The organism is Streptomyces sp. NPDC025793 (assembly GCF_055558375.1).
On sequence record NZ_JBVHMR010000093.1, the window covers coordinates 1 to 14857 of the forward strand.

At 70.4% G+C, this 14857-nt stretch carries 10 protein-coding genes; all 10 read left to right on the top strand.

Going from position 1 to position 14857, the window contains the following annotated elements; translation table 11 throughout:
* Positions 1 to 503 precede the first annotated feature (503 nt).
* The 10 genes from ACZ4MF_RS47615 (at position 504) to ACZ4MF_RS47660 (ending at position 14397) form a co-directional block, all read left to right on the top strand.
* On the top strand, positions 504 to 1457 hold the full coding sequence (locus tag ACZ4MF_RS47615; protein WP_467500545.1) for a hypothetical protein: 954 nt from the start codon (positions 504 to 506) through the stop codon (positions 1455 to 1457).
* Positions 1457 to 4195, top strand: a complete 2739-nt coding sequence (locus ACZ4MF_RS47620) for a helicase associated domain-containing protein (RefSeq protein WP_467500546.1) — start codon at positions 1457 to 1459, stop codon at positions 4193 to 4195. Before ACZ4MF_RS47615 ends, ACZ4MF_RS47620 begins: the two co-directional genes overlap by 1 nt.
* A 358-nt stretch (positions 4196 to 4553) precedes the next feature.
* Positions 4554 to 5975: a DNA-binding protein gene (locus ACZ4MF_RS47625; protein WP_467500548.1), complete on the top strand. Its 1422-nt coding sequence runs from the start codon at positions 4554 to 4556 to the stop codon at positions 5973 to 5975.
* A 360-nt stretch (positions 5976 to 6335) separates the two neighbouring features.
* Positions 6336 to 7100 carry a TnsA-like heteromeric transposase endonuclease subunit gene (locus tag ACZ4MF_RS47630; protein WP_467500550.1) on the top strand — a complete coding sequence of 255 codons (765 nt, stop codon included), beginning with the start codon at positions 6336 to 6338 and terminating at the stop codon, positions 7098 to 7100.
* 5 nt (positions 7101 to 7105) lie between these two features.
* Positions 7106 to 9385: a transposase gene (locus ACZ4MF_RS47635; protein WP_467500552.1), complete on the top strand. Its 2280-nt coding sequence runs from the start codon at positions 7106 to 7108 to the stop codon at positions 9383 to 9385.
* Positions 9386 to 9519: 134 nt separating this feature from the next.
* Complete coding sequence (locus ACZ4MF_RS47640) at positions 9520 to 10497, top strand: TniB family NTP-binding protein (RefSeq protein ID WP_467500561.1); 978 nt, start codon at positions 9520 to 9522, stop codon at positions 10495 to 10497.
* Positions 10494 to 11066: a hypothetical protein gene (locus ACZ4MF_RS47645; protein WP_467500554.1), complete on the top strand. Its 573-nt coding sequence runs from the start codon at positions 10494 to 10496 to the stop codon at positions 11064 to 11066. Before ACZ4MF_RS47640 ends, ACZ4MF_RS47645 begins: the two co-directional genes overlap by 4 nt.
* Before the next feature lie 59 nt (positions 11067 to 11125).
* On the top strand, positions 11126 to 11452 hold the full coding sequence (locus tag ACZ4MF_RS47650) for a hypothetical protein (RefSeq protein WP_467500556.1): 327 nt from the start codon (positions 11126 to 11128) through the stop codon (positions 11450 to 11452).
* 317 nt (positions 11453 to 11769) lie between these two features.
* Positions 11770 to 13875, top strand: coding sequence for a helicase associated domain-containing protein (locus tag ACZ4MF_RS47655; protein WP_467500558.1), 2106 nt, complete (start codon positions 11770 to 11772; stop codon positions 13873 to 13875).
* A gap of 147 nt (positions 13876 to 14022) precedes the next feature.
* Positions 14023 to 14397, top strand: coding sequence for a darcynin family protein (locus ACZ4MF_RS47660; protein ID WP_467500560.1), 375 nt, complete (start codon positions 14023 to 14025; stop codon positions 14395 to 14397).
* Positions 14398 to 14857 lie beyond the last annotated feature (460 nt).

The window sequence follows — 14857 nt, forward strand, 5'->3', positions numbered from 1 at the left end:
CCCGCGGCGCGGGTCCCACAGCGCTGCGCGCTGTGACAGTGAACCCCCGCGCTGCGCGCGGGGGTTACGCTCACGCTGCGCGTGAGCGTGCGGGACGCTGACGCGTCCCGCACAACCCGCCTGCTTCGCCAGCGGGTTGACACTCCGTCCGCTCCGCTCCCGGAGCAGTGGCGGCTCCGCCCCCACTGACCGGTCTTCCGCTCCGCTCCAGACCGGGATCGGTCGAGTCCGCTGCGCGCCCCCGCCTCAAACGCCCCCTCCGGCTGCGCCTTCAGGAGCGAAGCCCGCTCACGCGGGCAGGCTGGCTACAAGGGGTGGGGATGTCGCTCGATCGGGACTGGTTTCAGCATAGCGGCTGCATCAATGTGATGCAGCATGTACCGTTGGCGGAAAGAAGGGGGATCCCCCGACTCTCTCGTTTCCGAGAGGAACGGCAGCAGATGACCACACAACAAGAAACTACTGGAACTGAACCTGCGCTGAGCAGCGATTCCGTGCACAGGGTGACCCAGTACCAGGCGGCGGGCGTGAATGCCCGGGTGCGGCTGTTCGCGCTCCTGAAGGCGCAGGGCGTGCCCGCGAGCGAGGCGGACGACTTGGTGGCGGCGGTGGAGGCCGGGGCGGTCGCCGGGGCGCAGTGTGAGGTGGTGGAGTTGGGCGGGATGGCGCCGGCTTCTCGGGGTGCGCTGTTCGCGGACGGCTGGGATGACGGTGTGACGGCGGCGAGCGAGGCCCTGGTGGGCATCGCGGACCGGGACTGGGCGCGGCGTGGCGGCCGGTCGGCCGGGGCTGCTGAACTGGCCGTGCATATTGCGGATGTGAGGGAGCGTGAGCGGGCGGACCCGGTGGCTCTGCAGCGGTTCGTCAGGCAGGAGGTGCTGCCCTGGACGTCTCCGGGCACGGTGGAGCATCGGCGGGTGCTGGAACTGGTGGGTGAGGCCGGTCCGTTGGGCGAGGTCGCCGCTCCCGTGGGCTCTCCCGCTGTGAGGCAGGCTCGCGAGGAGGGGAGTGAGGCGCCGGCGGAACTTGTCGAGCGCGTCATGGAGGTGTGCGGGCGGCACTACGCGGCGGTGACCGGCACGAGTTCCGACCGGTGGGACATGGATCTGTTCCGGGAGAACGTGGGCATCGCGCTGCGCACGGTGCTGCTGGCAGAACGGGAGGCCTACCCGCAGACGTTGGAGGACTACCTGCACGCCGGCCGGGCCCGGCTCGGGAGGCTGTGGGGCATCTACGGACCCGACGGCCTCTACCCGGGCGTCCATCACCTGGTCGAGCAGCCCGAAGCCTTCGTACTGTGCCAGCGCATCGAGCAGCACCCGCAGTGGCTGGCGGGAGTCTGGGAACGGGAAACCGGGGAGAACACCCCATTGGAACGGCTTCAGGAAGCCTGGCTCTGCGGCACGAGCGAAGACACCGAACGCTTTCTCCACACCACGGGCGGAAAGGAGGGGTGATGAGCAGGATTCCACTCAAGGAACACCAGGTCGACCAGAAATCGAGTTTCCGTAAGTGGGTCGGATTTCCTGCAAGATCTGCTGTGCCCGCCCAGGGTGCCCGGGGCACGATCGTGTCCGCGACCGGGACCGGGAAAACGATCATGTCCGCCGCGAGCGCGCTGGAGTGCTTCCCGGGCGGCCGGGTCCTGGTGATGGTGCCGACCCTGGACCTGCTCGTGCAGACCGCCCAGGCATGGCGGCTGGTGGGTCACCGCTCCCCCATGGTCGGCGTGTGCTCGCTGGAGAACGACCCGGTGCTGAACGAGCTGGGGGTGCGCACCACCACCAACCCGATCCAGCTCGCCCTGTGGGCCGGGCACGGGCCGGTCATCGTGTTCGCCACGTACGCCTCCCTCGTGGACCGCGACGACTACGAGGCCCTCCAGGAGCAGGAGCGCCCCTACGGGCCCTGGCAAGGCGGCGGGAACGGCACAGCGCGGAAGAAGACGCGCGGCCCGCTGGAAGCCGCTCTGGTGGGCGGGGAGCGGTTGTACGGGCAGCGGATGGACGGCTTCGACCTCGCGATCGTGGACGAAGCCCACGGCACCGCCGGCGATCTCGGCCGGCCGTGGGCGGCGATCCACGACAACGCCCGCATCCCCGCGGACTTCCGGCTGTACCTCACCGCGACCCCGCGCATCCTCGCCGCGGCCCGGCCGCAGAAGGGCGCGGACGGGAAGGAGATGGAGATAGCGTCGATGGCCGACGACCCGGACGGCACGTACGGCGCCTGGCTGCCCGGGGCGGAAATCGGGCTCTCGGAGGCGATCGAGCGTGAAATCCTCGCAGGGTTCGAGATCGACGTCCTGGAGATCCACGACCCCTCCCCCGCCCTCAAAGAATCCGAGGAGGCGCAGCGGGGCCGACGTCTGGCGCTGCTGCAGACGGCGCTCCTGGAGCACGCGGCGAAGTGGAACCTGCGCACCGTCATGACCTTCCACCAGAGAGTGGAGGAGGCTGCCGCGTTCGCGGAGAAGATGCCCAAGACGGCAGCCGAGCTGTACGTCAACGACGCCTCAGACGCGGACCTGGAGGCCGCGGACCGGCTCCCGAGGTCGTCCATCGATGCGGAGTTCTACGAGCTGGAGGCCGGCCGCCACGTACCCCCCAACCGCGTGTGGTCGGGGTGGCTGTGCGGCGACCACCTCGTGGCCGAACGGCGGGAAGTCCTGCGGCAGTTCGCCAACGGCATCGACGCCACCGGCCACCGTGTGCACCGGGCGTTCCTCGCCTCCGTGCGTGTGCTCGGGGAAGGCGTCGACATCACCGGTGAGCGCGGGGTGGAGGCGATCTGCTTCGCCGACACCCGCGGCTCCCAGGTCGAGATCATGCAGAACATCGGCCGGGCGCTCCGCCCCAACCGCGACGGCACCACCAAGGTCGCCCGGATCATCGTGCCCGTCTTCCTCGAACCGGGCGAGGACCCCAAGGACATGGTCGCCTCCGCCAGCTTCCGCCCCCTCGTCGCCGTGCTCCAGGGCCTGCGCTGCCACGACGAACGACTCGTCGAGCAGCTCGCCTCCCGCGCCCTCACCCGCGGCAAGAAGCAGCGCAAGATCCACGTGAAGCGCGACGAGGACAGCCGGATCACCGGCGCCGGCGGCAGTGGAGGCGAGGGGGACGGTGAGGACCAGGAGCACGACGACACCCAGGCCGCCGCCGAATCGGCCCTGCTCCACTTCTCCAGCCCGCGCGACGCGGCCACCATCGCGGCGTTCCTGCGTACTCGGGTCTACCGGCCCGAGTCCCTGGTGTGGCTGGAGGGATACCAGGCACTGATCCGGTGGCGGGCCGAGAACGAGATCACCGGCCTCTACGCGGTCCCGTACGACACCGAGGTCCAGGTCGGCGTCACGAAGGACTTCCCCCTCGGCAGGTGGGTGCACCAGCAGCGGAAAGCGCTGCGGGCCGGGGACCTGGAGGACCGACGCAAGAAGCTGCTGGACGCGCCCGAGGCAGGGATGGTGTGGGAGCCCGGCGAAGAGGCGTGGGAGGCGAAGCTCGCCGCGCTGCGGTCCTACCGGCGGGCCACCGGACACCTCGCACCCCGCCAGGACGCCGTCTGGGGCGAGGGCGAGGCGATGATGCCCATCGGCCAGCACATGGCCAACCTCCGGCGCAAGGGCGTGAAGAACGGCCTGGGCAAGGACCCGGAGCGGGCTGCTCTGCGCGCGGCGCAGCTGACAGAGATCGATCCGGACTGGAACTGCCCCTGGCCACTGGACTGGCAACGCCACCACCGCGTCCTCGCCGACCTCGTCGAAGCCGACGGCACTCTGCCCGACATCGCCCCCGGCGTCCTGATGGACGGCGACGACCTCGGTAAATGGCTCGCACGGCAGCGGGAAGCGGGTACGTGGGCGCAGTTGTCGAAAGAGCAGCAGGAACGGCTGTCCAGGCTGGGCGTGCAGCCCGCCCGGGCGCCGTCTCCCGCCCCGGCGGCCACGCGGTCGACGAAGGGCCCGAGCAAGGCACAGCAGGCGTTCCAGCGGGGCGTACAGGCCCTCGCACAATGGATCGCCCGGGAGGGCTACCAGAAGGCGGTGCCGCGGGGACATGTCGAACCCGTCGTCATCGATGGCCAGGAGCACGAACACAAGCTGGGTGTCTGGTACGCCAACCAGAAGCAGCGCCGAGACAAGCTCACCCCCGAACAGCGAGCCGCACTCACCGAGCTGGGCGTGGAGTGGGCCTGACACCACCGCAGGCCGGTCGCTTCGGTCGCTTCCCACACCGGCGCCGACGGGACCGCACGGCGCGAGCCGGGCGGGTGGTGTAGCGGATGACGATGTCCGCTGTCATCCGTATGCCGGTATCCGTCAGCCCGGTGCCGCAGTACGTGAAGGATTCCCTCAGCCCGGAGGGTACGCCGTGCGGCGCGCCCGGGCGGCTGGGAGGAGTTGCGGCGGTGACAGGCGATCGCACAGGGCGGGTCTCACGACGGCTTCGGCAAGTCGGTGCAGAGGGCAGCACGTTGGGCGGTCCGGCACCGCGCCCTGCGATGAGCAGTGGTCCTGGAGAGCGGCGCAGCGTCCGAGGGCGGAAGGCGGGAGGGTGACGCAGGCCGGTGCTCTGCGAATCGCTCCGCTCCCGGCGGAGACCACCTGGTCGCTGATGGGCCGCATCGCCGCCCGGTACGCAATGCCGGTCACCGGTCTGCGGGCGTCATGGCAGTGGAGAAACCATCCCCCGCACTCTCCCGGCACTGGCGGCGTACGGCCCGACGCCGAAGTCCTGCTCGACCCCGCCGGTCAGAACCTCCTGGCAGCCATGTGCCGCACCGAGGCGCACAGCCTCGAACGCGCCCTGCCCGCCTGGAGGACCGGACCGGCGACGTTCACCGAACCCTCCAGGGACGGGCGGCCCCAAGCGTGCTGGCAGCTGGGAGCCATGGCACACCGCCCGGTCGCCTTCGCCTGCCGGCTGTGCACGGCCCGGCGCACTGGGCAGCAGGTGGTGGCCATGCGGTACCGCGACGGATGGCAGCGGGTGTGCCCGCGCCACCGGCGCTGGGCTTTGGGTGCCGGCGACGGGCACGGCCTGGAACACCTCGACCTGGCCGGCAGCCCGGCCATTACCTCGGCGCAGCAACGGTGGCCGGCGGTGGCTCGCCGGGCCGCCGCTGCAGGGGTGGCGCCGGGGGCGGTGTTCGCACTCGCCCAGGCGGTGGTGTGCCAGTGGTGGGACATGGCCCTGGAATGGGAGGAGGAGCGGCTCTGGCCCGCGCGGCTGCATCAACTGGCGGGCGGGGACGCCGGTGGGCGGTTCTGGTGGTGGCGGGCGGTGGCCCGTGAACCGGCGGTCTTCCCCGAGGCCGTCGCCCTGGCCGAGGTCCTGCTCGATCCGGTCGTGGTGGAGATGGTGTGGCGCGACAGCGGCGCCGAGCGTATCCGGCCTTTCCCGCCCGACGGGGAGTTCGGCCGGGAACTGGGACGCAGGCTCGGGCGCCCCTGGCTCGCCCATGTCGGCGCTGTCCCTGACAGCAGCGTCCTGGCCGGGTGGTGGGGAGCGATCGTGCGCCGGCGCCGCGGCATCGGCGAGCCCGGTGACCGGGGTCTGGACCCCTGGTGGATCCCGCGTGAGGACCAGCCCGTGTCCGTCGCGGCGCAGCTGCGCACCCTGGCCCAGCGCGCCGACGGCACCATCACCTGGCGGGCCTGCGTACCCCGGCCGGAACGCACCTGGATCAACGACAAGGTCCGCGAGGCCACCGAGCTCCTGGCAACACTCGACCTCCACCACACCGCACCCCTCGCCACCGCCACCCGGCACCTGCTCGACACCCTCAGCCAGAGCATCGACACCCTCGACCACGCCGTCACCGCCATCGCCAGCGCCGCCCACGCAGCCGGCGTACCCCTCGACCACCTCGCCACCTGGACCCACACCGCGGCTGAAGTCCTCCAGCAGGACATCGACGACCACCGCGACGACCTGGAAGACCGGTACGGATACCGCCCCGGTCCGGTGCGTTGACCATCGATGCGGTGTGAGTCCGGGCGGAGTCCGGCCCGGCGAGGGACGGCACTGCGAGCTGCCCCCCGGGGCCGAGTCCGGACGCGGGTACCGCGCCCGAACCCCCGCCGGCGTGCTGCTCAGTGATCTTTGTACGGCATTGACCAGCTTCACCTGCGCCTCGGCTCACGGCGCGAGCGGTAGGGGCCGTGCGGGGAGCGGCGTCGCGAGGTCCGCATTTCACCTGGGAATCACCTTTTCGAGTGGGACGGGCTGCGTTCGCGGGGCCTGCATGACCGGTACGCCCTTGGCTGTCCGGCACAAAGGACGCGGGGTCACGTGTCGTGCTCGATGCGCTGACGGGGAAGGGGCGGTTTTGACGTGGAGGTCGTTTTCAGCGGTCCTGCCGGGCAGGTGACACAGCTGCCGTGGGATCAGGCGGTGGCATCGGCACGGTTCGAGGAGTTGTCGCCGGTGTCGGCGTTTCCGGTGGTGCCGGGTCGCCGATGGGGGCCGGGATGGTGGTGGTCGGCGACCACCGGACGGCATGTGGTGCACGGTTCGGCCGCGATGCGCACCCAGCTGATGGTCCTGGACCGGGACCCGGAAGTGACCGGCCTGTCCGCCCGCCCGGTACGGCTGCTGTGGCGGGACACGGCCGACGGACGGGTGCGCTCCTGGGTGCCCCAGTTGTTCGCCCGGTACACCGACGGCACCGGTCTGCTCGCCGACTGCCCCTCAAGCCCGGCCGCCGGCGCAGACCGGGCCCGGCGAGCGCAGGTGGTCCTGGAGGCGGCATGTGCGCGGGTGGGGTGGGCGTACCGGCGCCTTGAGCCGCTGCCTGCGGTGGCGGAGGCGAATCTGCGGTGGCTGGCCGGCTACCGCCATCCCCGGTACGAGGGGGCGCCGGAGCTTGAGGCCGCGCTGGCGCAGGCGTTCCGTGTGCCACGGCCGCTGACCGAGGGAGCGGAAGCGGTGGGTGACCCGCTCGGGGTTCTTCCTGCTGTCTATCACGCGCTGTGGTCAGGGCAGTTGGTGACGGGACTCGATGAGCCGATGCATGGCGGATCGCTGGTCCGTGTGCCCGCCGGTGGTGGCCCAGAGCGCGGACGGGGAGCAGGGATCGACATGCTGGGAATGAGGTGAGCGCCGTGGGTGGCCGCAAGGAGACCGGGCGGCGTCCGGCGGTGGAGGTCGGGGCACACGTCATCTACCAGGGGCAGACGTTTCAAGTCGCTGCGTTGCAGGGGCAACGGGTCTATCTGCTGGGTGAGGACGGCGCGGACATGTCGCTGCTGTTGGGCCGGTTGTTCGCCGATCCGCGCTTTGAGGTGGTGGGCACGCGGGCGGCGGATGCGGTGCCGCAGTGGGGGTTGTTCGAGACGCTGCCGCAGGCGGCACAGCAACGTGCATTGGCATGGCTGCCTCACGTTCGGGAGGTGGAAACCGGGTGGCCGCATCCTCAGGGCAGCCGTGAGGGGCAGCCGATGCGCGAGGAGTACGACCCCGAGCGGTGGACGCTGGCGCAGCGGGAGGCTGCCAAAGCGCGAGAGATGACAACGCTCGGCTTTGGGCCGGTGACGCCGACGACGGTGCAGCGGATGCGGCTGGTGTATCGCAAGCAGGGGTTGTGGGGGCTCGTTGACAAACGGGCGGTGCCGGCGCGTGGCCGTCGTCCGACGGGTTACGCCGACGAGCGGGTCGTGGCCGCGGTGCTGGAGGCCTTGCGCCGGCAGCGGGGCCGGTCGAAGGGAACGGTGAAGGGGCTGCAGGTGCTGGTCGGGCAGATCCTGGAGGAGACGCACGGGCGCGGGGCGGTGGAGATGCCGTCGCGGTCGTCGTTCTACCGGCTGGTGAGCGTGCTGGCGGATCCGGCCGACCGGCTGGGATACGGGGCACGGACCGCTACCGCGCCGCGCCGGGGGGCGGCTGCGCCGGTGGTACTGCGGCCCGGGGAGCAAGTGCAGATCGACACCACCCGGCTGGACATCATGGCCGTGCTGGAGGACGGCACTCTGGGACGTCCTGAGCTCTCGATCGCGGTGGACGTGGCGACACGGTCGATCCTGGCCGCGGTGCTGCGTCCGCACGGCACCAAAGCTGTGGACGCGGCGCTGTTGCTCGCGGAGATGGCGGTTCCCCATCCTGCGAGGCCCACCTGGCCGGCGGCGCTGCAGTTGTCGCGGGCGCAGGTGCCGTATGCGCGGATGCTGTCATTGGACGAGCGGCTGGAAGGAGCGGCGGCCCGTCCGGTGATCGTGCCGGAGACGATCGTGGTGGACCGCGGGAAGATCTATGTCTCGGAGAGCTTCGTCGCCGCGTGCGAGACCCTCGGGGTGAGCGTGCAGCCGGCCCCGCCACGGCGGCCGCAGGCCAAAGGGGTCGTGGAGCGGACCTTCGCCTCGGTCAACGACCTGCTCTGCCAGCACGTCGCCGGCCACACCGGGTCCAACCCCCTGCTGCGGGGCAAGAACGCTGAGGCGGAGGCGTGCTGGACGATCCCGCAGCTGCAGGACTTCCTGGATGAGTGGATCGTCTGCTGGCAGAACCGGCCGCACGAGGGACTGCGCCACCCCGTACTGGCGAAGACGGCGCTCACGCCGAACGAGATGTGGGCCGCGCTGATCACCGTGTGCGGGTACGTGCCCGTGCCGCTGACCGGAGCCGACTGGCTGGAACTGCTCCCGGTGCGCTGGCAGCCCATCACCGAACGCGGCATCCGCATCGACTACCGCACCTACGACCACGAAGTCCTCGATCCCCACCGCAGCCAGCGCTCGGATGCCGTGGTCAAGGACGGCAAGTGGGAGGTGCACCACAACCCTCACGACGCCCGGCAGGTCTGGGTCCGCCTGAGCGACGGGCAGCTCCACGAGATTCCCTGGGTCCATCGCGATCACGTCCATCAGCCGTTCAACGACCAGATGTGGCGCCACGTTCAAAGCGAGGTCGCGCAGCGCGGCGAACGCGAGCAGCACGAGGCCGACCTCGCCGACGCCCTCGACCAGTTCCTGCGCCGCACCCGTGGCACGGGAGTGCGAGCAGCGCCGAAACGGCGGGGCCGCAAGAGCCCCATCACCCCGCCCGGCCACGCGGCCGTTCTGGAGGGCCTGGCGGTCGGCCTGCCCGCCCCACGGCAATCCGGCACGACCGGCGCCGAGCCCGAGGAAGGTGAGGGCGCGGGGAGCAGCGGGCAGGCCGCCCCATCCGCCTGGGCCGAGGCTGCGGGGGCGTCACAGACGGGGCCGGCGCCGGATGAGGAGTGGGGCGAGAGCCTGGACGACCTCGCCGCCACCGGCCTGGCTGCCGGGACCGATGGAGATGCGGCACCGGATGCCGCGGAGGAAGCAGGCGCGGACGCGTCGCCCGCTGATGTTCCGGCCGGCGGATACGGGCTGTGGGACGCCGAAGCGGAGGCCGAGCAATGGTGAGCCGCCCACAGGGCATGAGAGAGGCATCGAAGAGCGACACCGCGTCAACCGCACACCGGTCGGCGGACCCTGCGGTGAGGACCGAGAACGTCGCGGACGGCGCGGGCGGCAACGGGCAGGTTCAGCCGGGGGCGGTGACCGTGTGGGACGGGTTCGCCCGCTTCGCCACCACACCCGTGACCGAGCCTCCCGCGCCAGGGACGCCCCCGCGCAGCATCGAAGAAAGGATCGGCTATCACTCGCAGTTCGTGACGGTCCGCACCCCGGCCATCGACACACTGGCCAAGCAGGTACGCACCCTGATGGTCCTGGGCCGCCACCAGCAGGTCACCGCACGCCCGTCCCTGATCGTCACCGGCCCCGCCGGCGCGGGCAAGACCACCGCGCTGCTCCAGGTCGGCCGCGCCTGCCACCTGGCCCACACCCGCCGCCAAGGCGATACGGCCGCGGCCGGACAGGCCCCGGTCGCCTACGTGCTCGTGCCGCCCGCCGCCAGCCCGAAGACCCTGGCTCTCGAATTCGCCCGCTACCTCGGCATCCCCCTGACAGGCCGCATGTCGCAGGCCCAGATCGTCAACAGCGTCTGCCACACCTACACCACGGCCGGCGTACGACTGGCGCTGATCGACGAGATCCACCGGCTCAACCCCCGCACCACCACCGGCGCCCAGAGCGCCGATCTGCTCAAAGACCTCACCGAACGCATCGGCGCGACGTTCGTGTACGCGGGCATCGACGTCACGGCTACACCGTTGTTCGCCGGGGTACGCGGGGCGCAGCTCGCCGCACGCGCCAGTCTCGTCGACTGCGATCCCTTCCCCGCACGCGACGGTACGCGCGAGCCGTTCAAGGACCTGGTCCGAGCGATGGAGGACGCCCTCGACCTCCGCCACCACCAGCGAGGGAGCCTGGTGCGGCTGGCGCCGTACCTGCACGCCCGCACCGCCGGACGGATCGGCTCGCTGGCCCGCCTGATCAAGCAGGCAGCCATCACCGCGCTCATCGACGGCACCGAACGCATCACGAAGACCACCCTCGACGCCGTCCGCCTGGACCACCTCGCCGAACAGCACTACCGGCCCCGCACCCGAACCAAACCCGGCACCCGGTGAACCAGACACTCCTCACGGCCGGCCGGGCCGCCGCGCCCGGTGCCCTGCAAGGCGGCGCACCCGCCGTCGGGACATGGGCACAGATCCCGCCTGCGGCACCGGGCGTATTCCGCATCCGGCCGCTGGCCTTCGAAGCAACCGCCTCCTACCTACAACGCCTCGCCGGCGCCTACCGGCTGACACTTCCCCAACTCTGCGACAGCGCCGGCATCACCGTCCACGGACACGGCACCCCGCCCACAGCCGAACTCGACCTCTCCCCCACCGCCGCAAGCCGCATCGCTGCCCTGAGCCGGATCCCGATGACTCACCTCGCCCACGCCCTGCCACACCTGGTCCAGGGCTACGGGCCGGGAACCGGTCCGGCCGCCGCGTGCTGGAAGCCCCTCGACGCCGAGCACCGGCCCGTGGCCGCCTGCACCTTGTGCACGTGGCACCACAACAGGGCCACGACGGGGCCCCATGGGTCCACCGGCCCTGGCACCAGCTCATCTGCGTCCACCATCAACAAGCCGCCCCCGACCCACGACTCGATGCCCCCGTACGCACCGCGGCGGTCACCGCACTGACCGCCGCGCACCACGCCCACCAGCGTCTGCAGCGCCACCCCCGCGGGACAAGCGCGTGGATGACAGCACGCGCGATCACCACCCGCTGGTACGACCACCAACAACACCTCACCGACCGCTGGCACACGCGCCTGAGCCAACTCGTGAGAGCCAACGCGCACTTGGACCGCGCAGGGAACGCTTCAGCCGTACTCCTGGCCCGTGATCTGGTGACCTACCCCGAAACCGTCACCCTCGCCCGCACCCTGGCCACCCTCCCCCACCAACACCCGGCACAACCCACCCGCGACATCCTCACCATGATCGGCCACAGACTCGCCCTCACCCGGCTCTCCCCCGCCACCAGCGACCCGCTCCACACCTACCTCACCCGAACACGCCACTGACCAGGCCCCACACACCACCACACCCCACAGCTACCTACACACGGACCATTCCGTCTACAACACACACAAGATCAATCCCACACACCAACAAAACCCCTGGTCAACACCCCGAACAACCAAACCGAACACCCAACACAACACCCCAGAAGACCACCGACAACCACCCCGACCCACCCCCAAATTCCCACCACAAACACAGAACACCAGGACGCAACAACCCAGCTACAGCAGAACTACCGCTCCGTCACACCTCGCTGGGGCTCGGCACGCTGGAGCGGGCGCACGCGGCCGGCCTTCCGGGCTGGGACCTGATCGTTGTGGACGAGGCGCACCGCACGTCGGGGCGGATCGGCAAGCCGTGGGCGGTCGTCCACGACAACGCCCGCATCCCGGCGCTGCGGCGGCTGTACATGACGGCCACGCCGAGGCTGTGGCAGCTCGACGACGACCAGGAGCCGGGCGTGCCGGGCGAGTTGGTCGCGTCGATGGAGGACGATCCGGACGGGCCGTTCGGATCGCGCTGCTACACCCTCACGCTGTCCGAGGCGATCAACTGGGGCATCTGCGCGCCCTACCAGGTGGTGTGCGTCGACATCACCGACACCCAGCTTCAAGCCGCGCAGCTCCTCGGCGAGGACGCCCGGTCGGACCAGGTACGCGGAGCCCGGCTCGCCGCGCTGCAGACCGCGCTGGTGAAGGCCTCGGCCGAAGAGGACTTCCGCCGGACGCTGGTCTTCCACCACCTGGTCAAGGAGGCCGAGGCCTTCGCGGCAGGCCTTCCCGGCGTCGCCGCGCGGCTGCACGCGGACGACCCGGAACTGTACCCGGGCGCGGTCTGGGCGGACTGGCTGTGCGGCGATCATCCTGCGGTCCACCGGCGCCGTGTGCTGGGTGAGTTCGCCGGCGGCGGCGCGGACGCGGCCAGGCGCTTTTTGGGGTCGGCGAAGGTCCTGGGCGAGGGCGTCGACACCAAGAACTGCGACAGCGTGTACTTCGCCGACGTGCGCGGCTCCATGCCCGACCTCGTCCAGGCCGTTGGCCGCGCCCTGCGCATCCAACCCGGGGAAGGCAAGACCGCCTCCCTCGTGGTGCCGATCCTGCTCGGGCCCGGCGAGACGGCGGACAACATGCTCACCAGCCGGGCCTATGACGGCCTGGCGAAGCTCCTGGAAGCCCTCAGGGCGCACGACACCCGCATCGTGGAAGCCTTGGCCGTACCGCAGGCGCAGAGCCGTTCCAAGGGCGTCCAGAGCCGTCAGGGGGGCCGGGACGGAGAGAGCGCCGAGGACGAGGACGGCGTCCGTATCTCGGTGCCGGCGCGAGCGCTGCTGAAATTCAGCACCCCGCGCGACCCGGCCGCCCTGGCCGCGTTCATCAACCTGCGCGTCCTCAACCCCGAGAAGGAACACTGGCGGCGCGGTATCGAGGCCGCCGTCATCTACACCCGGCTCCACGGCGACCTGAAAGTCCCGTTCACGTACCGCGTCCCCGACGGCCAGGAGAAGGAAACCGATCACGAGGGCGAGGGCCAGGGCGGCGCGGGTAAGGGAACGCGGGAGGCGTGGCCGGCCTCGCTCGCCGCCTTCCCGCTCGGGCAGTGGATCGCCGACGCCCGCCGTCACTACGCCCAAGGCCGCCTCGACGCCGAACGTATCCGGCAGCTGGAGACGCTCGGCATGATCTGGTCGCACCGCGACGTCGCATGGGAAGAAGGACTCACCGCAGCGCGCGGATGGGCCCAGGAGAACGGGCACCTCCTGGCACCGCAGGACGCCGTCCACCGGGGCCACAAGGTCGGCATCTGGCTGAAAAACCAACGAGCCGACGCGCGCAAAGCCGCCGAGATCGAGCAACGGCGCGCCGAAGGCCTGCCGGCCGGATCGGCGGCCGGGGCCCTGTCACAAGAACGGCGCGAGCAGCTGGACGACATCGACCCCTCCTGGTGCCCCACCTGGCCCGTGGAATGGCAGCGCATCTTCCACCTCACCCGCCTGCACCTCGAGGCCGGCGGCGAGCTGCCCATGGAGCCGGGCACCGTCGTGCACCAGGGCGAAGACCTCGGACGCTGGGTACGCCAACAGCAACTCGCCTTCAACAAACTCACCACCGTCCAGCAGTGGATGTGCGAACACGTCCTCGGCATCGAACCCGCAACCGAGGAAGAAAAACCCCCTCCACGCCGCAAGCACGCCGACAAATGGGCCATGAACTACCAGGCCGCCAAGCAGTACTACGAACGCGAAGGACACCTCCGGGTACCCAGGAAACACACCGAACGAATCACCACCGGCAACGACAGCGGAGACCAGGACGAGCACGACCTCAAGCTCGGAGCATGGATCAGCAACCAACACAGCCGAGCCACCACACTCTCCCCCGAACGGCACGAGCAACTCACAGCAATCGGCATGCGATGGGCGTAGCAGCGTCGGGCGGGTCGGCTGAATATCTGACGCTTGGGCACGGACCGTGTCAGGTACCTGTGTGCCTACCGAAAGGCCCCGGCAGGGCACCCTGCTGGCGATTCTCTGAGGGGTCTTCGCCGACGTTGGCTGATCCACAATGGGGTTATGACTGCCATCCAACCGCAGCCGCGGTTCACCATATTCGTGCACCTCACGGCCTTGCCCTCGTGGCTCGCGCTGAGGCGCCCCGAGCGTCAGCAGATCATCGCCAATCACGTGCAACCGCTGCTGGACAAACACGACACTGTCCAGGTCCGGTGGTTCGACGCTGAAGCCTGGGCCGCCACTCCGTCCGACGTTCTGGTAGCGACGACCAACGACCTGACCTCGTGGTCCGATCTGTTCGAGGGCCTTCGCGACAGCCCGCTGTGGAGCGTGCCGTACTTCCGGGTGGAGCTTGTACTGCCGACGGTCGAGGACGGCTTCGCCGACTACGAGCGTCGAACCGGGCAGCGTGACGAGTCGTCGTTGACGCCGTGATGATGACCGGCTTGAACACGTCCAGCCGCGTCATGCAGGGCGGCAGCTGCTTGCGCGGCTCCAGCCGCCGATGGACATCTGCCGCCGTCACCGTCCGGTGCACGGCGGCGTCGGCCACCTGCGGCCCGACGAGCCACGGAGTCCTGGAGGAGTGGGACGACTTCGCGTACCAAGTGGTCGGCACCGCGCCGAACCTCGCCGCCGCCCAGTGCGGCGTCAGCGGACTGTTCAGGGGCGAGACTCTTCACCAGCGGCCGTTCCAACACGCGACGTTGCTCGACACCTCGAAGCGTGAAGAACGGTCGCCCTGCTGTCCCGGGAACGAATCAGGATCATCGGGTCAGGTGAACGGCGGAGGTTAACCTCAATGCCGTTGACTTTGGGCCGTGTTGGCGGTTCAACGGATACCAGGGGTGGTGTTCCGTGGCTGCTCGGCTGGTCGATCGTGTGGCGCTTGGGG